A 25,163-nucleotide genomic window follows, 5' to 3' on the forward strand; every position below is an offset into this window, starting at 1 on the left:
GTAGTTGGGCAAAATAGGTCGCGCACTATAGCACGCTTTGATTTTTAAATTGCCAGCTTAATATCAGGAGAGCAGGTTTCTAAGCTCAATTGATGAATAGTTGGCCAGACGGACTCGTCATACTGGGTTTTGGCTTTAATCTCAGCTTGCGCAAGCAAGGAGGTTAGGGCACATATACGGCTTGCTGATAAGCGCATTAACGCGGCGTTATAAAGCGGACGTTTATTTTGCCAAACGCGATACTTCTCAAAGACTTGGCTAATCGACATTTGAGTCAGATCTTGATGCATGCTTAATAGTTGATTGAACTCTTTCTGCACACTTCGGATGAGAATGACCGTTTCAATGCCTTCGGCTTCTAATTGACGCAGGATGCGTTGAGCACGATTAGCTTTACCTGCAAGTAACGCATCAATCCAATTAAACGTCGTAAAGTGGTTGTGTCGACTTAAGGCTTCCTCTAAGCGTACAACAGTCAGTTCGCCATCAGGATAGAGCAAAGCCAGTTTCTCTAGACTCTGAGAAAGTGCAAATAAGTTGCCTTCATGCCACTGTGCCAACATCTGTAAGGATTGCTGATCGGGCTTTAAACCTAATGCGCGGCAGCGCGTTTGCACAAACATAGGCAAACGCTGAAGATCCGGCGTTAAGCAGCTGACCCAATCGCCTTTGGTATTCAGTGCTTTAAACCATTTGGCATTTTCTTGCGCTTTAGTCAGCTTCGTTCCGATGATCACTAGCATGATGTCATCATGCAGCATGTCACACAGAGTCTGTAGCTCTTTGCTGATGGCTGTGGTGACACCGCTTTCTGGGATCTCAAGCTCAATGAGTTGTCGACTAGAAAATAAGCTCAGAGCTTGAAAGCAGTCATACACATGGTTCCAATCTAAACTTGCATCGACAGCAAAACGGTGTCTTTCTTCAAAACCGTGTTGTAGAGCGGTTTTTTGAATCGCTTGGCGGCTTTCTTGGATCAGTAGCGGTTCGTTTCCGAAGATCAGATAAACCTGCTTTAAGTGTTTGGCTAGATGGTCAGCTAGCTTGTCAGCATAAATTCGCATGTTGATTAAGAGTTTGTTTTCTCAGTTGGCGCGGCAATTTGCCCCGCTTCGTACTCAGCACGGATTCGGCCAAGTTGACGCATCATCTGTTTCGCTGCTTGTTGACGCATCTCGTCTTCGATTACGTCACGTTCAACCGATTTTGCCAATGCCGTTAACGGGTTGTCTAGGTAGTTGCGGTTCACGGTTGTGGTGAAATTTTTTGAGCCAAACCCTGGAATTGTGACGCGATATTGTACCACGTAAGTCAACTCTTTTTCTGCCGCACGACTGTTTTGGTAAAGCGAGAGCGTTCGCTCATCCATGGTTGCTTTGATTAAATGCAGATTTGGTACTGAAGATGACGGCTGAACTAGGTCAACTTTGTTGAGTTGCAGCTGAGAGCGTACATAGCGTGTGAGTTTGCTGTATTCATCGTAGCTAGAGAATGACATGGTGTGCAGCTCTTCCGGAACGGAATACTCGCCACGAAGGTGGAAACCACAGGCAGAAAGAAGCCCCGCTAGTACCAATACCACTGGTAGTTTAATCAAAGAGAAAAAGCGCATTGATTGTATTCATCCTAAATTGAAGGGGTTATTTACCTTAAACCACTCGCTGTGAATGGTTTGAGGTAAATAAACAGGGTAGTGAACTACCCTGTTTAAAGACTCTTAGCGCGCGAATTAGTTCGCTCTGCGTTGCGTTATTGCAAGCTGTAATTTGCTTACAGTGACCGCTTAGTTTGCAACGATGTTCAGCAGTTTACCTGGTACGTAAATTACTTTACGGATTGTTAGGCCATCTGTGAACTTAGTAACGTTTTCGTCGTTTAGACCAAGCTCTTCAACTTGTTCTTTCGTTGCGTCTGCCGCTACTGTTAACTTCGCACGTAGCTTACCGTTAACTTGAACAACGATAGTTTTTTCGTCTTCAACTAGCGCTTTCTCATCAAACGTTGGCCATGCTGCGTTGTCGATGTTTGACTCACCAAGCGCAGTCCATAACTCGTATGAAATGTGCGGAGTGATTGGGTAAAGCATCGTTACAACTGCTTTTAGCGCTTCATCAAGAATTGCACGATCTTGCGCAGATTCTTGAGGTGCTTTCGCTAGCTTGTTCATCAGTTCCATGATTGCTGCGATTGCTGTGTTGAACGTTTGACGACGAGCGATATCGTCAGTCACTTTCGCGATAGTTTTGTGAACGTCACGACGAAGTGCTTTTTGCTCACCAGAAAGTGCTGCTGTATCCACTGCTTCTGCTGCGCCTTTCTCTGCGTGTTCTTTCACTAGTTTCCAAACACGTTTTAGGAAGCGGTTTGCACCTTCTACGCCAGATTCTTGCCACTCAAGCGTCATGTCTGCTGGAGATGCGAACATCATGAATAGACGCACTGTATCAGCACCGTACTTGTCTACCATCTCTTGAGGGTCGATACCGTTGTTTTTAGACTTAGACATTTTGATCATGCCTGAGTGTGTTACATCACGGCCTTCGTTGTCTTTAGCAGAAATGATGCGGCCTTTACCGTCACGCTCTACAGCAACATCTGTTGGTGCAACCCACTCTTTACCGCCTTTCTCGTTCTCGAAGTAGAACGCGTCAGCCAGTACCATGCCTTGACATAGTAGTTGTTTGAACGGCTCGTCAGACGTTACGTAGCCTGCATCACGTAGCAATTTGTGGAAGAAGCGTGAGTACAATAGGTGCATACAAGCGTGCTCGATACCGCCGATGTACTGGTCTACTGGTAGCCAGTAGTTTGCTTTTTCTGGATCTAGGATATCGTCAGCTTGTGGTGAACAGTAACGTGCGTAGTACCAAGAAGATTCCATGAACGTATCGAACGTATCTGTCTCACGTAGAGCCGGTTCGCCGTTGAATGTGGTCTTCGCCCATTCTTTGTCTGCTTTGATTGGGCTGGTTACGCCGTCCATTACCACGTCTTCTGGAAGAATCACTGGTAGTTGGTCAGCAGGTACTGGGTGAACTTCACCGTCTTCAGTGGTTACCATTGGGATTGGTGCGCCCCAGTAACGTTGACGAGATACACCCCAGTCACGTAGACGGAAGTTAACGGTCTTAGTGCCTTTACCTTCCGCTTCTAGCTTCGCTGCAATTGCATCGAATGCCGCTTGGAATTCTAGGCCGTCGAACTCACCTGAATCGAACAATACACCTTTTTCTGTGTACGCCGCTTCAGAGATGTCTAGCTCGCTACCATCTGCTGGTTTGATCACTGGGATGATGTCTAGACCGTACTTAGTTGCGAATTCGAAGTCGCGTTGGTCGTGTGCAGGTACTGCCATTACAGCGCCTGTACCGTAGTCCATCAATACGAAGTTTGCGACGTAAACTGGTACTTCACGACCGTTCAATGGATGAATAGCAGTAAGGCCAGTCGCCATACCTTTCTTCTCCATTGTCGCCAGTTCAGCTTCAGCAACTTTGGTGTTCTTACATTCTTCGATGAATGCAGCAAGCTCTGGGTTGTTCTCTGCAGCTAGCGTTGCTAGAGGGTGACCCGCTGCGATACCAACGTAAGTCACACCCATCAGTGTGTCTGGACGCGTTGTGTAAACTTCTAGGTCTTGTTGACCTTTTACTTCAAACTTCAGTTCCACACCTTCAGAGCGACCAATCCAGTTGCGTTGCATGGTCTTAACCATTTCTGGCCAACCTTCAAGTTTGTCTAGATCGTCAAGTAGCTCTTGCGCGTATTCTGTGATCTTGATGAACCACTGAGGGATCTCTTTTTGCTCTACTGGAGTGTCACAACGCCAGCAGCAGCCGTCTTCAACCTGTTCGTTTGCAAGAACGGTTTGGTCATTTGGACACCAGTTAACAGAAGACGTTTTCTTGTAAACTAGGCCTTTTTCGTAAAGCTTAGTGAAGAACTCTTGTTCCCAACGGTAGTACTCAGGCGTACAAGTTGCGAATTCACGATTCCAGTCGTAGCCAAAACCTAGCAATTTAAGCTGGTTTTTCATGTATTCGATGTTTTCGTAAGTCCATGGCGCAGGAGCTGTGTTGTTTTTCACCGCTGCGTTTTCTGCTGGTAGACCGAACGCATCCCAACCAATTGGTTGCATTACATTTTTGCCTTGTAGGCGTTGGAAGCGAGATACTACGTCACCGATGGTGTAGTTGCGCACGTGACCCATGTGCAGTCGACCACTTGGGTATGGGAACATAGATAGACAGTAGAATTTTTCTTTATTTGGGTCTTCACTTACAACAAAGGTCTTGTTGTCATCCCAGTGCTTTTGAACTTTCTGTTCAATGTCTTGTGGATTGTATTGTTCTTGCATCGATGATATCCGGTTATCTTGGAATTTGTGAGTTCGGTTAGAACAGACTTAAATAGATCGTCATAGAATACCTAAAGCTAGGGATCACAACAATAGCCAATCTGTACCCATGCGCACTGAATGCGCCTAGGTAGGAGAAAGAATGGAGGTCAGTTATGCCTAAACGTAAAACAGGTTATGAGGAAATGCTCGAGGATGTGATTGAAACCTTGAAGCAAAGTCCGGAAGAAGTTAACAAAGCTTTAGAAACGTCGGGCAAAGTGGTGGAAGCCGCCAATGACTTGACCAAAGATGAGTTGGCCTTAATTGCCGCGTATGTGAAAGCCGACTTAAAAGAGTTTTCTGAGAGCTATGAAGACAGCAAAAGCGGTCCTTTTTACTTAACGGTAGCGGATTCCATTTGGCAAGGCTTACTAGAGATTACGGACCGTACCAAAGTTGAATGGGTAGAGCTCTTTGATGACTTGGAGCATCAAGGCTTGTATGAAGCTGGCGAGGTTATCGGCTTAGGCACACTTGTCTGTGATGAGTGCGGACATAAAACTACCTACAACCATCCAACTATCATCATTCCTTGTATCAAATGTGGCCACAAAGGCTTTAGTCGTCAGTCCTTGAAACCATAGCCATCTATACCATCTTTTTGTATTTGCTTGATAAGAAAAAAAGAGGCCGATTGGCCTCTTTTTCGTTATTCGTCTTATGTCAAAAAATGACGCTTTTAGTCTTTCTTTCTCGGTAACCACCAAGCCAGCATTAAACTCAGCGCAACCCAAAAATACAATGGCCAAGTGCCAAACGTTCGGTATGGTGTTGTTCCATCTGTTGGGGTGAGCTCTGCACGTAGTACAGCTGTTTCAAATTGAGGAACTTGCTCTACAATCTTGCCTTTATAATCGGTTACTGCTGTTAAGCCGTTGTTTGTTGAACGGATCAGCGGTTTGCCCAGTTCCAAAGCACGCATACGAGCGATTTCCATATGCTGAAGTGGTCCAATCGAATGTCCAAACCATGCATCGTTCGAAAGCGTTAGAATGAAGTCGGTTTCGTCAGTAACGTTTTGACGCACTTGTTCATTAAAAATGATCTCGTAACAGAGCGCTGGTGCCATGTGCATGCCGTTCGCAACGATATTAGGTTGCACGAACGCCCCGCGACTAAACGACGACATTGGTAAATTGAAGAATGGAGCCAGCGGGCGCAAGATATCTTCAAACGGAACAAACTCACCAAACGGTAATAGGTGATGCTTGTGGTAGCGTTCGCTCATATCAAAGCTGTAATCACCGTATGGTGTGACGCCTAGCGACAGAATGCTGTTATAGAACTGCCTGTCCTCCGATTGATTAACAATGCCTGTGATGATGGCGCTGTTGTTCATCTTCGCGGCACTGTCGATGTTGCTCAAGAAGGAAGGCACTTCAACTTCAAATGCAGGGATTGCTGCTTCTGGCCAGACAATGATGTCGGCGTCCCAGTTTTCACGCGTCAGGTCGGCGTACTTCATGATGGTTGGCCAGCGTTGGCTTGGCAGCCATTTGAGGTTCTGGTCGACGTTACCTTGAATCAAGGCCACTTTGGTGGTGTCTTCTGGGCGAGGTGTTACCCAATCATATTGGCGAATCCCAAAACCTGCGCTCATCAAAACAACAGGGATGATAATCATCAACCACTGTTTGTGAATCCACGCATATGCTAATGCTCCTGCACTAATAAGAACAAACAGCGTAAGCAGTTCTACACCACCGATCGGTGCAAAGCTTGCTAGTGGCGCATCAATTTGACTATAGCCCAACCACAACCAAGGGAAGCCGGTCATCACCCAACCGCGCAACCAATCGGTAATTAGCCATAATGCAGGAGCAGCAAGAAGCGCTTTACTGAGGCTAAATTGAGGGAAAAACTTATTGTTTAGCCAAGCGAACAATCCGGAATAAACTGCAAGGTAAGCAATGAGCATACCCATCAAGAAGAGGTTCGCAATCAGCGGCATCCCGCCGAAGCCAGAAATGCTGACATAAACCCAGCTAACACCTGTTGCAAATTGGCCTAATCCCCAAGCATAACCTATCCAAAGTGCGCGCTTAGGCGTTTGGTTTGCAAGAAGAATTAGCAATATTGCAGGGCTAAGAATGGCAATCGGCCACAACTGGTAAGGAGCAAATGCTAGGGTAGTGGAGGCGCCAACAAAAGCGGCCACTAAGGGCCGCTTGAGGCGATGAAAGAGTAAATTCATCATTATTGTTTTCTGATATTCCCGGTAGTAGGGTATCGCGTTACTCTTGAGTGGCTTCAACCAGCGTTTCTTCGTCTGGAATGGTCACTTGGAGTTGAATGACACGACGGTTATCGGCAGCGGTCACTTTGAAGTTGTAGCCTTCAATTTCGACCAATTCGCCGCGAGAAGGTAAGTGACCAAAGGCCGTCATGACCATGCCACCTACCGTATCTACTTCTTCATCGCTGAAGTTGGTACCGAATGTCTCATTAAACTCTTCGATGGTTGTCAGCGCTCTGACAGCAAACGTATGCTTGCTTAGCTTACGAATGTCTGTTTCTTCGCTTTCATCGAATTCATCTTCGATATCCCCGACGATTTCTTCCAGGATATCTTCAATGGTCACAAGACCAGAAACACCACCGAATTCATCGACAACAATCGCCATATGATAGCGTTCTTCACGGAACTCTTTTAGCAGGCGGTCAACACGTTTGCTTTCCGGTACCACAACTGCAGGTCGAATTACTTCTTCAATATCAAATGGGTTACTGCCTGAGCCTAAGTATTTAAGTAAGTCCTTCGCAAGAAGAATACCTTCCACATGGTCTTTATCTTCGCTGATTACTGGGTAGCGAGAGTGCTGAGCATCGGTAATAAGTGCGATTAGAGTATCTAAATCGTCAGTGCGCTCAACGGTGACCATTTGCGAACGCGGGATCATGATGTCACGCACACGCATTTCGGAGATTTCCATAACACCTTCGAGCATATCGCGAGTGTCGTGGTCAATCAGGTCATTTACTTCTGAGTCGCGGATTACATCCACAAGCTCTTGGCGGTCTTTTGGTTCACCTTGAAATAGTTGACCTAGGCGTTCAAAGAAGGACTTTCTACTCGGACCTTCTGCCTTTTCTTTCTTACCTTCGTTAGAAGAGGGAGAATTATCTTCGTTCATTGTTTCTCAATTAAGTAACGCTATCAGACGTGTGATAGCTCACGTAGAGAGGCGAACGCGAGAACTGTTTTATTGGTTCGCCTTTCCCTGTCGAGTACCCAACGGGTTACTCTTTTTCAGCAATATAAGGGTCTTCATAACCCATACCTTGCATGATTTCGGTTTCGAGTGACTCCATCTCTTCAGCTTCGTCATCCTCGATATGATCATAACCTAGCAGATGCAAGCTGCCATGTACAACCATATGCGCCCAATGTGCTAACAGAGGCTTATTCTGTTCAATTGCCTCTTTTTCAACAACTTGGCGGCAAATAATAAGATCGCCCAAAAGGTCAATCTCCATGCCAGGAGGCACTTCAAATGGGAAAGAAAGCACATTCGTCGGCTTATCTTTACCACGATACTCATGGTTAAGAGCGTGGCTTTCTTTCTCATCGACAATTCGAATTGTCACTTCTGCTTGAGGTTGGAAAAGAGGGATGGTCTTGTCTAACCAAAGTTGGAAGTCTTGCTGCGAAGGTAGGCCTTCTTCATTTTCGACTGCCAGTTGCAGATCAAGTTCAATTGCCATTTTTATTCCTTAGTTGCAGCGACTTGAGCGCTAAGTTCTGCTTTCGCTGCTTCTAACAGTTTAGCATCACGCTCTTCACGGCGACGTTTCTCGAACTCTTTACGTTCTTTTTGATCTTGCGCTTCCCACTTCTCGTAGGCGTTGACGATGCGAGCAACCACTGGGTGGCGAACAACGTCATCTGCTTGGAAGAAGTTAAAGCTAATGTCGTCGACTTCACTGAGCACTTCAATCGCATGACGAAGACCTGACTTCGCACCACGAGGTAAGTCGATCTGAGTGACGTCACCAGTAATAACCGCACGAGAATTGAAACCAATACGAGTCAGGAACATTTTCATCTGTTCAACGGTGGTGTTCTGGCTTTCATCTAGAATGATGAAAGCATCGTTCAGCGTACGACCGCGCATGTATGCCAGAGGAGCAACCTCTATAACGTTGCGTTCAATCAGCTTCTCAACTCGCTCGAAGCCTAGCATCTCGAATAATGCGTCGTACAGTGGACGAAGGTATGGGTCAACCTTTTGGCTTAAATCACCAGGTAAGAAACCCAGTTTTTCACCCGCTTCTACCGCCGGACGTGTCAAAAGAATGCGACGAATTTCTTGGCGTTCTAGTGCATCAACTGCTGCTGCAACGGCAAGGTAAGTCTTACCTGTACCTGCAGGACCAATACCAAAAGAGATGTCATGCGTAACCATATTGACCAAGTATTGAGCTTGGTTTGGTGTGCGCGGTTTAATGACGCCTTTTTTGGTTTTTACGAACACTTCTTTACCGTGCGCAATACTTGATTCGGTATTTTGTTCTAATACGCCAGATTCTTTGATCGCCAGATGAATTTGTTCTGGTTCGATATCTGGGATCTCGCCACGCACAGGCGCAGTATCTACATAAAGCGTTTTTAGAATGTCCAGCGCAGCCGCTGAGGTGTGAGGCTTACCAACAATGGTAAAATGGTCACTACGATGGTTGATTTCAACGCCTAGACGGCGTTCTAAATGCTTGATGTTGTCGTCGAATGGACCGCACAGGCTAGCAAGTCGGCGGTTATCTGAAGGTTCTAGGTTAATTTCTAGAGTTACGATTTTATTGCTCAATGTTGCCTCTCATTTTATGCCACTCAATGAGAGCCTGATGACGACCAGGCTCTCCATGGCGATTTATACGAGCTTATGGCGTAAAAGTAGCTACACCTAGCTCATCTTCGCGACGTGTTTTCGCCATCATTTGTGTTGGAGAAATCACACTACGAAGGTCCATGTCTTTTTCTGTACGTACTAGCTCACCACGTAGCGAGTTTGCAAATACGTCCGTAATCTTCACGTCAACGAACTGACCAATTAGGTCTGCGCTACCTTCAAAGTTTACTACACGGTTGTTTTCTGTACGAGCGCGCAGTTCCATTAGGTTTTTCTTAGAAGGGCCTTCAACCAGTACACGCTGCTCAGTACCAAGCATTAGGCGTGAGTAACGCATTGCTTGTGCATTGATGGTTTGTTGCAGCTCGTATAGACGCTCTTTTTTCACTTGCTCTGGAATATCACAAGGGTAATCTGCCGCTGGTGTACCTGGACGAGGTGAGAAGATAAAGCTGAAGCTCATGTCAAAGTCTACGTCTTTGATTAGCTTCATTGTGTCTTGGAAATCTTTGTCTGTTTCACCAGGGAAACCAACAATAAAGTCAGAACTGATTTGGATATCAGGACGCGCTTTACGTAGTTTACGGATGATTGACTTGTACTCGATAGCTGTGTGAGGACGCTTCATCATCGTTAGAATACGGTCACTACCACTTTGTACTGGCAGGTGTAGGAAACTCACAAGCTCCGGGGTATCTTCGTAAACCGCGATGATGTCGTCTGTAAACTCTAGCGGGTGGCTAGTCGTGAAACGAATACGGTCGATACCATCGATAGATGCAACGAGACGAAGCAGTTCAGCAAAAGAGCAGATCTCGCCGTCGTGCATAGGGCCACGGTATGCGTTTACGTTTTGACCTAGTAGGTTAACTTCACGTACACCTTGTTCCGCTAGCTGTGCAATCTCGAATAACACGTCATCCATTGGACGACTAACTTCTTCACCACGAGTGTATGGTACAACGCAGTAAGTACAGTATTTTGAACAGCCTTCCATGATAGAAACAAACGCCGTCGCACCTTCTGCACGTGGCTCAGGTAGGCGGTCGAACTTTTCAATCTCTGGGAACGAAATGTCCATTACCGGTGCATCGTCAGTTTGAGATTGTTTGATCATCTCAGGTAGGCGGTGCAGAGTTTGAGGGCCAAAGATTACGTCAACGTATGGTGCACGCTCACGGATGTGGTCACCTTCTTGTGTTGCTACACAACCACCTACACCGATAACTACGCCAGGTTTTTTATCTTTTAGTGTTTTCCAACGGCCTAGCTGGTGGAAAACTTTCTCTTGCGCTTTTTCACGGATCGAACAGGTGTTAAGTAGAAGTACGTCTGCTTCCTCTGGCTCTTCCGTCAGCTCATAGCCGTTTGCAGCATTAAGCAGGTCGGCCATTTTTGATGAATCGTATTCGTTCATCTGGCAGCCCCAGGTTTTAATTAGCAGTTTCTTACTCATCTCACTTTCGCTCGTTCAGTTGTACTTAAATTGGAGAGCTATTGCTCAAATTATAGCCGCCATCACGGCGGTAAGCGGCGTATTGTACTGCTTTAAAAAGCACCTGACTAGTGATCTGACGAATTCTCTGCAAACCCTGATGAAATCTAGTTTTTTGCCCTATATACAGCAAGGTTTTTTGTTAAACAATTTTGTAAAAATAGCCTCGGAACGTACAATTGAAAAACGCCAAATAATCAGCATGATGAAGAGCAAAAAATGAACAAGTATGACATCGCCGTAATCGGTGGCGGCATGGTCGGGGCAGCTGTCGCGGTTGGATTTGCCAAGCAAGGTAGAAGCGTAGTGGTAGTTGAAGGAGCGGAGCCTAAAGCATTCGATGCTGCTCAAGCTCTGGACGTGCGAGTTTCTGCTATTTCACATCAATCGGTGAAATTACTTGAATCATTAGATGCTTGGTCGGCGATCGAAGCAATGCGCGTCTGTCCCTATCGTCGTCTGGAAACTTGGGAGCATCCTGAGTGTCGTACTCGTTTTCATTCTGATGAGCTTTCATTGGATCAACTTGGCTACATCGTTGAAAACCGCCTAATCCAACTTGGCCTTTGGCAAGCTTTCGCGCAATTCGACAACTTAACGGTGAAGTGTCCTGAGCGATTAAAAGACATCGACTTCAATGATGGAAACCGTATCACGCTAGAAAGCGGCGAACAGTTTGATGCGAACTGGATCATTGGCGCTGATGGTGCCAATTCTAAAGTACGTCAGCTAGCGGGTATTGGCGTGACTGCTTGGGATTACCGTCAACATTGTATGCTCATCAATGTTAAGACTGAGTTGCCACAACAAGACATTACTTGGCAACAGTTCACTCCTAGTGGGCCTCGCTCTTTCCTACCTTTGTGTTCATTGACAGAAGACGGACAAGAAGTCGGGCAAGGATCTCTAGTTTGGTATGATTCCCCAAAACGAATCAAACAGCTTTGCGCTATGACCAAACCTCAATTAAGAGAAGAGATCGTGCGTCACTTTCCTAAAGAGCTTGGAGATATCGAAGTTCTGCAGTTTGGTTCTTTCCCTTTGACACGTCGACACGCGCAGTCCTATTCGCATAGAGGTTGTGTGCTAGTTGGTGATTCAGCGCATACAATCAATCCATTAGCGGGGCAGGGCGTGAATTTAGGCTTTAAAGACGTTGATGTATTGCTATCAGTGACACAAGGGCAAGATGAGTTAACGGATGCTCTATTAGCAAAATATGAGCGTACTCGTCGCCCGGACAATCTTCTAATGCAGACCGGTATGGATTTTTTCTACAAAGGCTTTAGCAATGATTTGGGGCCTTTGAAGTTTGCACGCAATGCAGCATTAAAGCTGGCTGAAAATTCAGGGCCGATCAAAGCACAAGTATTGAAATACGCGTTAGGTATGTAGGCTAAGTATTACGTAGCAAACCAGATAGAAAAAAAGCGAGCCATGAGCTCGCTTTTTTAATTCGGTAAATCAAAGATCTACCGAGTCCAGAATCGGAAAAAAGAAAAAACCCAGCAAATTAATGCTGGGTTTTCAATGATGGTGCGGAAGGAGAGACTTGAACTCTCACACCTTGCGGCGCCAGAACCTAAATCTGGTGCGTCTACCAATTCCGCCACTTCCGCAACTTATCTTGTAGTCATCAAGGTAATTGGTAAAACCTCAACAACGTTTTGTAATGGCAGGGCTACCTGGATTCGAACCAGGGAATGGCGGCATCAAAAGCCGCTGCCTTACCGCTTGGCGATAGCCCTACAGGTCTTAGCCTTTCAACTAAGCGCTTTCCAAAACAAGGAAAGTATGGTGCGGAAAGAGAGACTTGAACTCTCACACCTTGCGGCGCCAGAACCTAAATCTGGTGCGTCTACCAATTCCGCCATTTCCGCATATTTGATATTGTAGATGATTATTAAGATGGTGCGGAAGGAGAGACTTGAACTCTCACACCTTACGGCGCCAGAACCTAAATCTGGTGCGTCTACCAATTCCGCCACTTCCGCATCTTAAATTCTACATGACTGATAGCTTAGGCTAACAATCTAATCAATGGTGGCTACGACGGGATTCGAACCTGTGACCCCATCATTATGAGTGATGTGCTCTAACCAGCTGAGCTACGTAGCCATCTCAAATTGTTTAAATCAAGAATGGTGCGGAAGGAGAGACTTGAACTCTCACACCTTGCGGCGCCAGAACCTAAATCTGGTGCGTCTACCAATTCCGCCACTTCCGCATCTTGATTTGTAGTTATCAAGGAGATTGGTGAACCTTAATAACATTGTATATGGCAGGGCTACCTGGATTCGAACCAGGGAATGGCGGCATCAAAAGCCGCTGCCTTACCGCTTGGCGATAGCCCTACAGGCAGTAGTTTTCACTACTTAAAATATGGTGCGGAAGGAGAGACTTGAACTCTCACACCTTGCGGCGCCAGAACCTAAATCTGGTGCGTCTACCAATTCCGCCACTTCCGCAACTTATTCTGTAGTTATAAAGGTAATTGGTAAAACCTAAATAACGTTATAAATGGTGGCTACGACGGGATTCGAACCTGTGACCCCATCATTATGAGTGATGTGCTCTAACCAGCTGAGCTACGTAGCCATCTCAAATTGTTTAAATCAAGAATGGTGCGGAAGGAGAGACTTGAACTCTCACACCTTGCGGCGCCAGAACCTAAATCTGGTGCGTCTACCAATTCCGCCACTTCCGCATCTTGATTTGTAGTTATCAAGGAAATTGGTGAACCTTAATAACATTGTATGTGGCAGGGCTACCTGGATTCGAACCAGGGAATGGCGGCATCAAAAGCCGCTGCCTTACCGCTTGGCGATAGCCCTACAGGTAGTAGTTTTCACTACTTGAAATATGGTGCGGAAGGAGAGACTTGAACTCTCACACCTTGCGGCGCCAGAACCTAAATCTGGTGCGTCTACCAATTCCGCCACTTCCGCAACTTAATTTGTAATTATCAAGGAAATTGGTGATCCTCAATAACATTGTATATGGCAGGGCTACCTGGATTCGAACCAGGGAATGGCGGCATCAAAAGCCGCTGCCTTACCGCTTGGCGATAGCCCTACAGGCAGTAGTTTTCACTACTTGAAATATGGTGCGGAAGGAGAGACTTGAACTCTCACACCTTACGGCGCCAGAACCTAAATCTGGTGCGTCTACCAATTCCGCCACTTCCGCATAGTTACTGAGTAAAACTCAATAACGTTAAATAATGGCAGGTCTACCTGGATTCGAACCAGGGAATGGCGGCATCAAAAGCCGCTGCCTTACCGCTTGGCGATAGACCTGCAGACAATAGTCATGAGACTATATCATCTCTATTTCTAGAGAAAGAATGGTGCGGAAAGAGAGACTTGAACTCTCACACCTTGCGGCGCCAGAACCTAAATCTGGTGCGTCTGCCAATTCCGCCATTTCCGCAAATATTCTTTATATAGAGTTGAATCAAGATGGTGCGGAAGGAGAGACTTGAACTCTCACACCTTGCGGCGCCAGAACCTAAATCTGGTGCGTCTACCAATTCCGCCACTTCCGCGTCTTGAACTCTATAAACCATCAGTTAATTGGTAAAAACTAACAGTTATATTTCTTGTTTCTTTCATTAAGAAAGAATGGTGGCTACGACGGGATTCGAACCTGTGACCCCATCATTATGAGTGATGTGCTCTAACCAGCTGAGCTACGTAGCCATCTTTTGGAGCGAGACAATATAAACCTTCGCGCTCTCAGTGACAACCCTTTTATCAAGGAATCTCACTTTGAATAATGGCAGGTCTACCTGGATTCGAACCAGGGAATGGCGGCATCAAAAGCCGCTGCCTTACCGCTTGGCGATAGACCTGCAGACAGTAGTTTTTCAACTACTTAAAATATGGTGCGGAAGGAGAGACTTGAACTCTCACACCTTGCGGCGCCAGAACCTAAATCTGGTGCGTCTACCAATTCCGCCACTTCCGCATCTATTCCTAAGTGCTCTTAATTAAAGAACGTTTAGGAATGGTGGCTACGACGGGATTCGAACCTGTGACCCCATCATTATGAGTGATGTGCTCTAACCAGCTGAGCTACGTAGCCAAAACCATATTTTTGCTCTCAACGCTTTGTTGCCTTGTCGTTGGGAACGGCGCGCATTATGCGAAGTTGAGTGAGATCCGTCAACAGTTTTTTTAAATAAATCCCCCAAAAAACATCGTTCGCTTTCTTTTTAAACAAAGAGGCGCGTTTATGATCTAAAACTGGAAATAAATTAGCTTGAAGCAAGGAACTTAACTTTGTGGCGTTTATTGCAGACATAAAAAAAGCCAGCATTACTGCTGGCTTTTTATGTAAATGAAGTGTTTGAATTTCATTCACTTAATTATACGTTGAAGCGGAAGTGTACAACGTCGCCATCTTTTACGATGTAGTCTTTACCTTCTAGACGCCATTTACCTGCGTCTTTTGCTCCGTTTTCACCGTTGTATTGGATGAAGTCTTCGTAACCAACGACTTCTGCACGGATGAAGCCTTTTTCAAAGTCAGTGTGGATCTTCGCTGCTGCCTTTGGTGCTGTTGCGCCAACAGGAATTGTCCATGCACGAACTTCTTTAACGCCAGCTGTGAAGTACGTCTGTAGACTTAGCAGTTCGTAACCAGCACGAATTACGCGGTTTAGACCAGGTTCTTCGATGCCTAGATCCGCTAGAAACTCTTCGCGTTCGTCGTCTTCTAGTTCAGCCATTTCTGATTCGATCGCTGCACATACAGGAACAACCACGTTGTTTTCTTTTGCTGCGAACTCACGTACTGCGTCTAGGTACGGGTTGTCTTCAAAACCATCTTCATTTACGTTTGCAATGTACATGGTTGGTTTTAGCGTTAGGAAGTTTAGGTAACCTACAGCTGCTAGTTCTTCTTTAGAAAGCTCAACGGTACGCGCTGAACCACCTTCTGTTAGTACAGGAAGCAGCTTTTCTAGAACTGTCAGCTCGAACTTCGCGTCTTTGTCGCCGCCTTTTGCTTTCTTCGCGTTACGCTGAATCGCGCGCTCACAAGAATCAAGGTCAGCCATAGCTAGTTCAAGGTTGATTACTTCAATATCTTCGATTGGAGATACTTTACCGGCAACGTGAACGATATTTTCGTTTTCGAAACAGCGTACAACGTGACCGATAGCGTCTGTTTCACGGATGTTCGCTAGGAATTTGTTACCTAGGCCTTCACCACGAGATGCGCCCGCAACCAAACCAGCGATGTCTACGAATTCCATTGTAGTAGGTAGAACTTTCTGTGGGTTAACGATCTTTGCTAGTGCGTCTAGACGTAGATCTGGCACAGGAACCACACCAGTGTTTGGTTCGATGGTACAGAACGGGAAGTTTGCTGCTTCAATACCCGCTTTAGTTAGTGCGTTAAACAGAGTTGATTTACCAACGTTAGGTAGACCAACGATGCCACATTTAAAACCCATGATAGTAACCTTATTCAGCTTTGAACGTGTGGAGGCGGTTTTGTGCTTTGGATAGGCCATCCTTAATCAGGATGTCTAGACAACGAACAGCTTCATCTGCTGCGGCATCTAGTAGCTCTTGCTCTTTCGCTGGAGCTTTACCTAATACAAAACCTGCCACTTTATCTTTGTGTCCAGGATGGCCAATGCCGATTCGAAGACGATAAAAATCTTTGTTATTGCCCAGTTTGCTTATTGTGTCACGTAGTCCGTTGTGGCCCCCGTGGCCACCACCTTTTTTAAACTTAGCGACACCTGGCGGTAAGTCTAGCTCGTCGTGAGCAACCATGATCTCTTCTGGCTTAATTTGGTAAAACTTCGCCAAAGCAGCGATCGCTTTTCCAGAGAGGTTCATGAAAGTGGTAGGGATAAGCAAACGGAGATCCTGGCCGTTGACCATGATGCGTCCGGTTAGGCCAAAGAACTTTGGTTCGTTCTTCAGGGTAACGTTATGGACGCGTGCTAATTCTTCTACAACCCAAGCGCCCGCATTATGGCGAGTTTTGGCATATTCTGGTCCCGGATTAGCAAGACCAACAAGAAGTTTGATTGGTTGAGTCAAGGTTAGGATCTCTCTGGAATCTCAAAAAGCGCAGTATAATAGCACAGAATTCTCACAGTGGGCGACCAAGGGATTTTCTGCCTATCGATACAAATAAAAAAACACCCCATAGAGGGGTGCTTTTGAAATCAGTCTAACTGAAATGTTCGGATTAGTTGAACATTGCAGAGATTGACTCTTCGTTGCTGATGCGACGGATTGCTTCAGCTAGCATACGAGATAGGCTTAGTGTGGTTACTTTGCCTGTCGCCGCCATCTCTTTAGAAAGAGAGATAGAGTCAGTTACGATAACTTGGTCAAGAACAGAGTTCTTAATGTTGTCTGCAGCGTTACCAGAGAATACAGCGTGAGTTGCGTAAGCGAATACACGCTTAGCACCGCGCTCTTTTAGCGCTTCAGCTGCTTTACATAGAGTGCCACCTGTATCGATCATGTCATCAACGATCACACAGTCGCGACCTTCAACATCACCGATTAGGTTCATCACTTCAGAAACGTTTGCACGTGGACGACGCTTATCAACGATAGCAATATCGATGTCGCCTAGCGCTTTTGCCGTTGCACGAGCTCGAACCACACCACCTAGGTCAGGAGAAACCACTACTGGGTTATCTAGACCGCGAGATTGCATGTCTTCGAGTAGTACAGGAGTACCGAAGATGTTATCTACAGGAACATCGAAGAAGCCTTGGATTTGCTCTGCGTGTAGGTCGATAGTAAGAACGCGGTCAACACCAACGTTAGATAGGAAATCAGCAACAACTTTTGCAGTAATAGGCACACGAGCAGAACGTACACGACGATCTTGACGGGCGTAACCAAAGTAAGGGATAACTGCAGTGATACGGCCTGCTGAAGCACGGCGCATTGCATCAATCATAACAACCAATTCCATTAGGTTGTCGTTAGTCGGTGCACAAGTGGATTGAATGATGAAAACATCGCTACCACGAACATTCTCATTGATTTGAACTGCAACTTCGCCATCAGAAAAGCGAGAAACAGATGCATCACCAAGAGAGATGTAAAGACGATCAGCAATACGTTGGGCTAGTTCAGGTGTTGCGTTACCAGCAAATAGCTTCATATCAGGCACGGTGGAAACCTCGGGTTTGCGTCCAGTTTTAAATAGGTCGGTGTGAGGCTGATTGGTATTCAGCCAAAGTCTCTTTTAGTGGCGAAATATTGCGCCCTTGAGCGACAAATGCCGAGACTTTATCAGAGAGTTGTGCAAGGATAGTTTCTGCTTCCGATTTGCTCGAAAATTCAGCAAAAACGCAAGATCCTGTCCCCGTCAATCTTGACGGCGCGTATTGTAGCAGCCATGAAAGTTGCTTATCAACCTCTGGGTAGAGCATTCGTACAATTTTTTCGCAATCGTTTACGCTCGGCGCGTTCAAAAGTGTTTCTAGATCTCGTTTTGGTGTGTTTCGTGTCAGATCTGGATGACGGAATATATCCGCTGTCGCAATAGAAACATTTGGTCTCACGACGAGATACCACTTTTCTTCCGGGTTGGCTGGAGAAAGCTTCTCACCCACACCTTCAGCAAAAGCGGAAAAACCGCGCACAAAAACAGGCACATCAGCGCCCAGTTTTAGGCCAATCTCGGCCAGTTCATCATCAGTTAAATTGAGCTGCCACAAGTAGTTGAGTGCCACAAGTGTCGTAGCGGCATTTGAAGAACCGCCGCCAATTCCCCCACCCATTGGTAAAACTTTGTGCAGTTCGATATGTGCACCAAAAGAGCAGTGAGCGTAATTTTGCAGCGCAGTTGCAGCTTTCCAAATTAAATTGTCTTGAAGAGGCACACCTTCTATCTCTGGAGAAATCGTAACATCACCAGAATGGCTTGCTTGAATGGTGAGCTCATCTCCATGATCGACGAATTGGAATAAGGTTTGTAACTCGTGATAGCCGTTTTCTGTGCGGCCATTGATGTATAGAAAGAGATTCAATTTCGCCGGGGACGGCCAGCGGGTTGAAGTTTCGATCATTGGGTGATGTTCCATTTTGTGATCACTAGATTGATTTTTACGTCTGATGTCGTCAGCTTTAGTTTATTCGGTAATGGAAGCGTCTGTTCGTGCCATTCTACGTCGCCATAACGTTCGTAAGCGATTTTCCAGTCGTTAAGACCTATCTGTTTGTCTAAGGTTTGCAGTGTGTTGGCTGGAGAAAGCTGGAATGTATCTGCATCGGTAGGTAAACCGAGTAACCAGTCGGGCATGTGGTCAACTGGCATCATCAAGCCTGTGAGGCGATAAATCAGTTGATTAGCGTTGCGTGCTGAAAGGACTTGGTCATCATACGTTTCAACCGTTGCCCCTTGTGGGGTAATCGTCAGTTTTAATGCGGTTTGTCCCAAGACTGTGGTTAATCGAAGTTGGCTTAAAGCGGTGGAGTGCTTCCAAAAAAAGTTCAGACTTTGTCTTTGGTCGGGGCCGATGTAGCCTAATTTCCCGGTCGCTTGAAAATCATGGATGGTTTCAAGACGTTGTTCATGAGCTTGCCATTCGACGCTGGTGACGCTTTCAGGAACGGAACTACACCCAGCGAGAATAAGGCTCGACAAGAAAAAGATGAGAAAGGAACGTAAGGTCATGTTTGATGGCTTATTAATCAGTTTCATCGGGAATCGCTCACAACTATAGCATTGAAAAGACGGACTTAGGAAAACAAATCCGGCTTACCCTTTCAATAAATGCGTGCTTACAGTAAAATTCTGAACCTATTTTATAACCGATCTCAGAGATACCACGTTAGATGTCCTTGCTTGCTATTGGAATTAATCACAATACAGCGTCTGTTGACTTGCGAGAGAAAGTGGCGTTCGGGCCTGATAAGCTCGGCCCTGCACTTGAGCAACTCAGAGAGCACGAAGCGGTTAACGGCAGTGTGATTGTTTCAACCTGTAACCGTACTGAGTTGTACTGCGACGTTAAGCAAGGAGCGCGAAACAAGCTGATCGATTGGCTCGCTCAATTTCACCAAGTGAGCCGTGAAGACTTGATGCCAAGTTTGTATGTACACGAAGAACAAGCGGCAATTAAACACTTGATGCGCGTCTCGTGTGGCCTTGATTCACTGGTACTTGGTGAGCCGCAGATCTTAGGTCAAGTGAAACAGGCATTTTCTGATTCACGTGATCATCAAGCTGTAGACTCTTCGATTGATAAGCTGTTCCAAAAAACGTTTTCTGTTGCAAAACGAGTTCGTACGGAAACTGATATCGGTGGCAATGCTGTGTCGGTGGCTTACGCCGCATGTACATTAGCAAAACACATTTTCGAATCGTTATCTGACTCGACAGTCTTACTTGTCGGGGCAGGTGAAACCATCGAACTGGTCGCGAAGCACTTAGCGTCAAACGGCTGCACAAAAATGATAGTCGCAAACCGCACCAAAGAGCGTGCTCAAGGGTTAGCTGAGCAGTTTGGTGCAGAAGTAATCAGCCTGAACGAAATCCCAGACCACCTCGCAAGAGCGGACATCGTGATTAGCTCAACAGCGAGTCCGTTACCTATTATTGGTAAAGGCATGGTCGAAACGGCGCTGAAACAACGTCGTCATCAACCTATTCTGTTAGTCGATATTGCTGTACCACGTGATGTGGAAGCGCAAGTTGGCGAATTGAACGATGCTTATCTGTATTCGGTGGACGACTTGCAGTCGATCATCGATAGCAATATTGAGCAACGTAAAGTTGAAGCGATTCAGGCCGAAGCCATTGTTAGTGAAGAAAGTGCGTCGTTTATGACGTGGCTACGCTCACTGCAAGCGGTTGATAGTATTCGCGATTATCGTAAGTCGGCGAACGAAATACGTGAAGAGTTACTGAGTAAAAGCCTGCAATCATTGGCAGCTGGCGCAGATCCGGAGAAAGTACTGCGCGAACTTAGTAATAAACTCACCAACAAACTGATTCACGCCCCAACACGCGCACTACAAAGTGCGGCGGAACAAGGCGAACCAGCAAAATTAACGATTATCCGCCAAACGCTTGGCTTAGATGATCTGTAACTCACGCTTTTTATTAAGAAAACGACACTATGAAAGCCTCTATTCTGACTAAGCTAGAAACGCTAGTAGAACGTTACGAAGAAGTTCAACATCTTCTTGGTGATCCTGATGTAATTGGAGATCAGGACAAATTCCGTGCTCTATCAAAAGAGTACTCTCAGCTAGAAGAAGTAACTAAGTGCTTCCAAGCTTACCAACAAGCTCAAGACGATCTTGCTGCCGCTGAAGAGATGGCAAAAGAAGACGACGAAGAAATGCGTGAAATGGCTCAAGAAGAGATCAAAGACGCGAAAGAAGCGATTGAACGTCTTGCTGATGAGTTGCAAATTCTTCTTCTTCCAAAAGATCCAAATGATGATCGTAACTGTTTCCTTGAAATCCGCGCTGGTGCAGGCGGTGATGAAGCAGGTATCTTCGCTGGCGACTTATTCCGTATGTACAGCAAATACGCAGAAAAGCGTGGCTGGCGCATTGAAGTGATGTCTTCAAACGAAGCAGAGCACGGTGGTTACAAAGAGATGATCGCGAAAGTGAGCGGTGACGGTGCATATGGCGTACTGAAGTTTGAATCTGGCGGTCACCGTGTACAACGTGTACCAGCGACAGAATCTCAAGGTCGTGTGCATACTTCTGCGTGTACAGTAGCGGTTATGGCGGAAATCCCAGAGGCGGATCTGCCAGAAATCAAAGCGGCAGACCTAAAAATCGATACGTTCCGTGCATCTGGCGCGGGTGGTCAGCACGTTAACACTACGGATTCTGCAATCCGTATTACCCACTTACCAACGGGTACAGTGGTAGAGTGTCAAGACGAGCGTTCACAGCATAAGAACAAAGCGAAAGCGATGGCAGTACTGGCTGCTCGTATCGTTCAAGCGGAACAAGAGCGTCGTGCGGCAGAAGTGTCTGACACGCGTCGTAACCTACTAGGTTCTGGTGACCGCAGTGACCGTATCCGTACTTACAACTACCCGCAAGGCCGTGTTTCTGACCACCGAATCAACCTAACCATCTACCGTTTGAATGAAGTGATGGAAGGCGACCTACAAAGCTTGATTGACCCAGTGGTTCAAGAACACCAAGCAGACCAACTAGCGGCGCTAGCTGAGAACGCTTAATCGATGAGCCAAGTTCAATCCATTGAGCAAGCACTGAAAAGTGCGACGGCAAAACTGACAGAAGGCGGCAAAGAGTCGCCTTCTCTCGATGCAGCTGTCCTTCTTTGCCATGTTCTTGGCAAACCGCGAACCTATTTGCTAACGTGGCCAGAAAAAGCATTGGAACCTGAGCAACAAGCGCAGTTTGATGCTTTACTCGCAAGGCGCTTAGCAGGCGAACCCGTTGCTTACATTATTGGTGAGCGCGAGTTTTGGTCTCTACCTCTCAAAGTTTCTCCTACTACCTTGATCCCAAGACCAGACACCGAGCGTTTGGTGGAAGTTGCTTTGGATAAAACCTATGGGCAGACCGGATCGATTCTAGATTTAGGCACGGGGACAGGAGCAATTGCGTTGGCATTAGCGTCTGAGCTACCGAATCGTCAGGTAATGGGAGTTGACCTCAAACAAGAGGCCAAAGAGCTTGCTGAGTACAATGCCGCGCAGCTAAACATCAAAAATGTGACGTTTGACCAAGGTAGCTGGTTCGAGCCTATTGCAGAGGGAACAAAGTTTGCTTTAATTGTTTCCAATCCGCCGTATATTGACGAGAAAGATCCGCATTTATCCCAAGGTGACGTTCGTTTTGAGCCAAAATCCGCGCTGGTCGCTGATGAAAATGGCTTAGCGGATATTCGCCATATCTCCGATTTGGCTCGTCAGTATCTTGAAGAGGGCGGTTGGCTTGCCTTCGAACACGGTTACGACCAAGGCGAGGCGGTTCGCGAGATCATGAGTGGCTTTGGTTATCAGCAAGTTGTCACCGAAAAAGATTATGGTGGGAATGATCGAGTGACCCTCGGTTGCTACCAGCCTTCATAAGAACGAGCAAGTCAGCAGTAATTTATTAAAAGAGAAGAAAAATGTACGTAGCTCTAAAACATATTCACCTTGTCACCATCGCACTGAGTGCCACATTGTTGTCGATTCGATTCGCGTTAATGATGATGAACTCTCCAAAGCGCAACCATCGTTTTCTGAAAGTTTTTCCACACATTGTTGATACCGCGCTGTTGTTGTCAGGTGTTGCTTTGATCTTTGTTACTGGCTTCATTCCATTTACAGACTCAGCACCTTGGCTAACCAACAAGATCACGTGTGTGTTGGCGTACATTGCTCTGGGCTTCTTCGCTCTGAAATTAGCTAAAAATAAATTGCTGCAAATTTTCGGTTTCTTTGGCGCACTCGGTTGGTTGGTCATGGCGGCTAACATCGCCGTGTCTAAGAGTCCAACTTTATTTGGGTAATCGTCATGCTTGAGTTTTTTGACGAAGATTTTGACAACATGGCGCTGGTGGAAGGAGCGTTAGAGCTCAATAAATCCGTTAATCCAGAAACCAACGTCCATTGGGCTAAGCAAGAGCTAGAGCGTCTGTACCAAGAAGCAGAAGCAACGCTTATCCATGAAACAGATGAAGAGCAGCGTTTCGACTCTTTCCTACGTCTGTTTTTCCATGAGTGGGGCTTCAAAGGTGACGACCAAGAGTACTTTATCTCTGACAACAGCTTTATCGATAAAGTGCTAGAGCGTAAAAAAGGTATACCGGTCAGCTTAGGTGCAATTTTATTGTACTTAGGCAATCGCCTTGGCTTCCCTATGAAAGGTGTGACATTCCCAACTCAGTTCCTAATTAAAGTGGATTGGATGCACAAAACACCAGACTACATTAACCCGTTCAACGGGGAGTATGTTGGTGAGAAAATCCTTCAAGCTTGGTTAATCGGTCAAGAAGGACCGTTAGCGCAACTTAAACCAGAACATTTTGACGAAGCGGATAATCCGACAGTGATTGGTCGCTGGTTGGCGTTGATTAAAAGCGCGATGCTGAGAGAAGAGCGTTACACACTGGCGCTGCGCTGTACTAATCTGGCGTTGACCTTTGTGCCAGATGACCCATACGAGATTCGTGATCGCGGTTTTATCTTCCAACAGCTTGAGTGTCATCAGGTCGCGGTATCTGACTTTCAGTACTTTATTGACCAATGTCCCGACGATCCTGCGTCTGAGCTACTAAAATCACAAGTTAATGCGATGAGTGAAAAACACGTCACGCTTCACTAATTTTATCGGAGTGCCCAAGCGTGGCATACCGTGGACAGAAAAAAGAGAATCATAATGGAACAGAAAATCGTTAATATCGGCGACATCCAGGTTGCAAACGACAAGCCATTCACCCTATTTGCAGGCATGAACGTTCTTGAGTCTCGTGATCTTGCTATGCAGATCTGTGAGCATTACGTAAAAGTAACAGACAAACTGGGCATTCCTTACGTATTCAAGGCGTCGTTCGACAAAGCAAACCGCAGTTCTGTTCATTCATACCGTGGCCCAGGCCTTGAAGAAGGTATGAAAATCTTCCAAGAGCTAAAAGACACTTTTGGCGTTAAGATCATCACTGACGTTCACACCGAAGCACAAGCTCAACCTGTCGCTGACGTGGTAGACGTTATTCAGCTTCCTGCATTTCTAGCTCGTCAAACTGACCTAGTTGAAGCAATGGCGAAAACAGGCGCAGTGATCAACGTGAAGAAACCTCAATTTATGAGCCCTGGTCAAGTGGGTAACATCGTTGAGAAATTCGCGGAATGCGGTAACGACAAGATCATCCTATGTGAGCGCGGTTCTTGCCACGGTTACGATAACCTAGTTGTAGACATGCTTGGCTTTGGTGTAATGAAGAACGCGTCGAAAGGTAGCCCAATCATCTTTGACGTAACGCACTCACTACAAATGCGTGACCCATCAGGCGCAGCATCTGGCGGCCGTCGTGAGCAGACAGTTGAGCTTGCAAAAGCGGGTCTAGCGACAGGCATTGCGGGTCTATTTATCGAAGCGCACCCGAACCCAGATCAAGCACGTTGTGATGGCCCATCTGCACTGCCTCTAGACAAACTAGAGCCATTCTTGGCGCAAATGAAGTCACTAGATGACTTGATTAAGAGCTTTGAAAACATCGATATCAAGTAGCGATTCGTTACTTTTCATGATGAAAAATAAAATAGCCAACCTAGAGTTGGCTATTTTTTTATCTGATAAACCGTAAATTCTCAAACTTGTTACTGATGAATTTGTTATTGCTAAACAATGCATCATAATTATGAAATCAATGTGTTAGGGTGCGCGTGGTTTTCAAATAGCTCTAATGTTTGAAAATGTGCATCAGTAATCCCGATAAGAAA

Annotated in this window: 22 protein-coding genes and 21 tRNA genes; 8 read left to right on the forward strand and 35 right to left on the reverse strand. The window is 46.1% G+C overall.

Translation table 11 applies throughout. The features are described from left to right. Positions 1-44 precede the first annotated feature (44 nt). The 3 genes from holA to leuS all read right to left on the reverse strand — a co-directional run bounded on the left by holA (position 45) and on the right by leuS (position 4,357). On the reverse strand, positions 45-1,064 hold the full coding sequence (gene holA, locus DYB02_RS04830) for a DNA polymerase III subunit delta (protein WP_029805823.1): 1,020 nt from the start codon (positions 1,062-1,064) through the stop codon (positions 45-47). 5 nt (positions 1,065-1,069) lie between these two features. Next, positions 1,070-1,612 carry an LPS-assembly lipoprotein LptE gene (locus DYB02_RS04835; RefSeq protein ID WP_005454508.1) on the reverse strand — a complete coding sequence of 181 codons (543 nt, stop codon included), beginning with the start codon at positions 1,610-1,612 and terminating at the stop codon, positions 1,070-1,072. A 171-nt stretch (positions 1,613-1,783) separates the two neighbouring features. Then, entirely contained in the window at positions 1,784-4,357 is a 2,574-nt protein-coding gene (gene leuS, locus DYB02_RS04840; protein WP_024703725.1) for a leucine--tRNA ligase, read from the reverse strand. A 155-nt stretch (positions 4,358-4,512) separates the two neighbouring features. On the opposite strand from leuS, the gene DYB02_RS04845 reads away from it, so the two are divergent. Next, positions 4,513-4,983, forward strand: coding sequence for a zinc ribbon-containing protein (locus DYB02_RS04845; RefSeq protein ID WP_005454505.1), 471 nt, complete (start codon positions 4,513-4,515; stop codon positions 4,981-4,983). Positions 4,984-5,078: 95 nt separating this feature from the next. Here DYB02_RS04845 and lnt read toward each other — a convergent pair whose 3' ends face one another. The 5 genes from lnt to miaB form a co-directional block, all read right to left on the reverse strand. Beyond that, complete coding sequence (gene lnt, locus DYB02_RS04850) at positions 5,079-6,596, reverse strand: apolipoprotein N-acyltransferase (RefSeq protein ID WP_025535088.1); 1,518 nt, start codon at positions 6,594-6,596, stop codon at positions 5,079-5,081. A gap of 37 nt (positions 6,597-6,633) precedes the next feature. Then, positions 6,634-7,533, reverse strand: a complete 900-nt coding sequence (gene corC / locus DYB02_RS04855) for a CNNM family magnesium/cobalt transport protein CorC (RefSeq protein WP_005483493.1) — start codon at positions 7,531-7,533, stop codon at positions 6,634-6,636. A gap of 106 nt (positions 7,534-7,639) precedes the next feature. Next, entirely contained in the window at positions 7,640-8,104 is a 465-nt protein-coding gene (gene ybeY, locus DYB02_RS04860) for an rRNA maturation RNase YbeY (RefSeq protein ID WP_025507822.1), read from the reverse strand. A 2-nt stretch (positions 8,105-8,106) separates the two neighbouring features. Beyond that, on the reverse strand, positions 8,107-9,204 hold the full coding sequence (locus tag DYB02_RS04865; RefSeq protein WP_005483495.1) for a PhoH family protein: 1,098 nt from the start codon (positions 9,202-9,204) through the stop codon (positions 8,107-8,109). A gap of 73 nt (positions 9,205-9,277) precedes the next feature. Continuing rightward, the gene (miaB, locus tag DYB02_RS04870; RefSeq protein ID WP_005496209.1) at positions 9,278-10,702 is read right to left on the reverse strand and encodes a tRNA (N6-isopentenyl adenosine(37)-C2)-methylthiotransferase MiaB; all 1,425 of its coding nucleotides are present in this window, start codon (positions 10,700-10,702) and stop codon (positions 9,278-9,280) included. Positions 10,703-10,960: 258 nt separating this feature from the next. On the opposite strand from miaB, the gene DYB02_RS04880 reads away from it, so the two are divergent. Beyond that, a complete protein-coding gene (locus DYB02_RS04880) occupies positions 10,961-12,136 on the forward strand; it encodes a 2-octaprenyl-3-methyl-6-methoxy-1,4-benzoquinol hydroxylase (protein ID WP_005490463.1) in 1,176 nt (391 codons plus the stop codon). Positions 12,137-12,275: 139 nt separating this feature from the next. Here the strand turns inward: DYB02_RS04880 and DYB02_RS04885 are convergent. The 27 genes from DYB02_RS04885 to lolB form a co-directional block, all read right to left on the reverse strand. Then, a tRNA-Leu gene (locus tag DYB02_RS04885) sits at positions 12,276-12,360 on the reverse strand. 54 nt (positions 12,361-12,414) lie between these two features. Further along, positions 12,415-12,489: transfer RNA gene (locus tag DYB02_RS04890), tRNA-Gln, on the reverse strand. Between the two features lie 47 nt (positions 12,490-12,536). Beyond that, positions 12,537-12,621 (reverse strand) — tRNA-Leu (locus DYB02_RS04895). Positions 12,622-12,650: 29 nt separating this feature from the next. Next, positions 12,651-12,735 (reverse strand) — tRNA-Leu (locus DYB02_RS04900). 47 nt (positions 12,736-12,782) lie between these two features. Further along, positions 12,783-12,859, reverse strand: a tRNA-Met gene (locus DYB02_RS04905). A 24-nt stretch (positions 12,860-12,883) separates the two neighbouring features. After that, a tRNA-Leu gene (locus DYB02_RS04910) sits at positions 12,884-12,968 on the reverse strand. A gap of 52 nt (positions 12,969-13,020) precedes the next feature. Then, positions 13,021-13,095: transfer RNA gene (locus tag DYB02_RS04915), tRNA-Gln, on the reverse strand. 29 nt (positions 13,096-13,124) lie between these two features. Continuing rightward, a tRNA-Leu gene (locus tag DYB02_RS04920) sits at positions 13,125-13,209 on the reverse strand. A 53-nt stretch (positions 13,210-13,262) separates the two neighbouring features. After that, a tRNA-Met gene (locus DYB02_RS04925) sits at positions 13,263-13,339 on the reverse strand. 24 nt (positions 13,340-13,363) lie between these two features. Next, positions 13,364-13,448: transfer RNA gene (locus tag DYB02_RS04930), tRNA-Leu, on the reverse strand. Between the two features lie 52 nt (positions 13,449-13,500). Beyond that, positions 13,501-13,575, reverse strand: a tRNA-Gln gene (locus tag DYB02_RS04935). A 29-nt stretch (positions 13,576-13,604) separates the two neighbouring features. Further along, positions 13,605-13,689, reverse strand: a tRNA-Leu gene (locus DYB02_RS04940). A gap of 52 nt (positions 13,690-13,741) precedes the next feature. Next, positions 13,742-13,816: transfer RNA gene (locus DYB02_RS04945), tRNA-Gln, on the reverse strand. A gap of 29 nt (positions 13,817-13,845) precedes the next feature. Beyond that, positions 13,846-13,930: transfer RNA gene (locus tag DYB02_RS04950), tRNA-Leu, on the reverse strand. 35 nt (positions 13,931-13,965) lie between these two features. Beyond that, positions 13,966-14,040 (reverse strand) — tRNA-Gln (locus DYB02_RS04955). Positions 14,041-14,088: 48 nt separating this feature from the next. After that, positions 14,089-14,173: transfer RNA gene (locus DYB02_RS04960), tRNA-Leu, on the reverse strand. A 30-nt stretch (positions 14,174-14,203) separates the two neighbouring features. Then, positions 14,204-14,288 (reverse strand) — tRNA-Leu (locus DYB02_RS04965). Between the two features lie 77 nt (positions 14,289-14,365). Continuing rightward, positions 14,366-14,442 (reverse strand) — tRNA-Met (locus DYB02_RS04970). Between the two features lie 77 nt (positions 14,443-14,519). Then, a tRNA-Gln gene (locus DYB02_RS04975) sits at positions 14,520-14,594 on the reverse strand. A gap of 31 nt (positions 14,595-14,625) precedes the next feature. Continuing rightward, a tRNA-Leu gene (locus DYB02_RS04980) sits at positions 14,626-14,710 on the reverse strand. 40 nt (positions 14,711-14,750) lie between these two features. Next, positions 14,751-14,827 (reverse strand) — tRNA-Met (locus DYB02_RS04985). A gap of 18 nt (positions 14,828-14,845) precedes the next feature. Next, a complete protein-coding gene (locus DYB02_RS04990) occupies positions 14,846-15,106 on the reverse strand; it encodes a hypothetical protein (RefSeq protein WP_077345907.1) in 261 nt (86 codons plus the stop codon). A gap of 4 nt (positions 15,107-15,110) precedes the next feature. After that, positions 15,111-16,202, reverse strand: coding sequence for a redox-regulated ATPase YchF (ychF, locus tag DYB02_RS04995; RefSeq protein ID WP_005496175.1), 1,092 nt, complete (start codon positions 16,200-16,202; stop codon positions 15,111-15,113). Positions 16,203-16,212: 10 nt separating this feature from the next. Further along, positions 16,213-16,803, reverse strand: coding sequence for an aminoacyl-tRNA hydrolase (gene pth, locus DYB02_RS05000; protein ID WP_005496173.1), 591 nt, complete (start codon positions 16,801-16,803; stop codon positions 16,213-16,215). A 151-nt stretch (positions 16,804-16,954) separates the two neighbouring features. After that, a complete protein-coding gene (locus tag DYB02_RS05005; protein WP_005496171.1) occupies positions 16,955-17,899 on the reverse strand; it encodes a ribose-phosphate pyrophosphokinase in 945 nt (314 codons plus the stop codon). A 28-nt stretch (positions 17,900-17,927) separates the two neighbouring features. Beyond that, positions 17,928-18,800, reverse strand: coding sequence for a 4-(cytidine 5'-diphospho)-2-C-methyl-D-erythritol kinase (ispE, locus tag DYB02_RS05010; RefSeq protein WP_029805335.1), 873 nt, complete (start codon positions 18,798-18,800; stop codon positions 17,928-17,930). Continuing rightward, on the reverse strand, positions 18,797-19,435 hold the full coding sequence (gene lolB, locus DYB02_RS05015; protein ID WP_005490532.1) for a lipoprotein insertase outer membrane protein LolB: 639 nt from the start codon (positions 19,433-19,435) through the stop codon (positions 18,797-18,799). The genes ispE and lolB overlap by 4 nt, the downstream gene beginning before the upstream one ends. A 134-nt stretch (positions 19,436-19,569) precedes the next feature. Here lolB and hemA point away from each other — a divergent pair, with 134 nt between their 5' ends. Genes hemA through kdsA form a run of 6 tightly spaced genes read left to right on the forward strand, consistent with a single transcriptional unit; the run spans position 19,570 to position 24,951 of the window. Beyond that, a complete protein-coding gene (gene hemA, locus DYB02_RS05020; RefSeq protein ID WP_005496164.1) occupies positions 19,570-20,826 on the forward strand; it encodes a glutamyl-tRNA reductase in 1,257 nt (418 codons plus the stop codon). Positions 20,827-20,855: 29 nt separating this feature from the next. Then, positions 20,856-21,944 (forward strand): peptide chain release factor 1, encoded by a 1,089-nt coding sequence (gene prfA, locus DYB02_RS05025; protein WP_005456867.1) that lies wholly within the window; start codon positions 20,856-20,858, stop codon positions 21,942-21,944. 3 nt (positions 21,945-21,947) lie between these two features. After that, the gene (gene prmC, locus DYB02_RS05030; RefSeq protein ID WP_020904133.1) at positions 21,948-22,805 is read left to right on the forward strand and encodes a peptide chain release factor N(5)-glutamine methyltransferase; all 858 of its coding nucleotides are present in this window, start codon (positions 21,948-21,950) and stop codon (positions 22,803-22,805) included. Between the two features lie 41 nt (positions 22,806-22,846). Continuing rightward, entirely contained in the window at positions 22,847-23,230 is a 384-nt protein-coding gene (locus DYB02_RS05035; protein ID WP_005468486.1) for a SirB2 family protein, read from the forward strand. 5 nt (positions 23,231-23,235) lie between these two features. After that, complete coding sequence (locus tag DYB02_RS05040) at positions 23,236-24,045, forward strand: SirB1 family protein (protein WP_005481357.1); 810 nt, start codon at positions 23,236-23,238, stop codon at positions 24,043-24,045. A 54-nt stretch (positions 24,046-24,099) separates the two neighbouring features. Further along, on the forward strand, positions 24,100-24,951 hold the full coding sequence (gene kdsA / locus DYB02_RS05045; RefSeq protein WP_005457350.1) for a 3-deoxy-8-phosphooctulonate synthase: 852 nt from the start codon (positions 24,100-24,102) through the stop codon (positions 24,949-24,951). Positions 24,952-25,163 lie beyond the last annotated feature (212 nt).

This window comes from Vibrio parahaemolyticus (genome assembly GCF_900460535.1).
Classification (GTDB): Bacteria; Pseudomonadota; Gammaproteobacteria; order Enterobacterales; family Vibrionaceae; genus Vibrio; species Vibrio parahaemolyticus.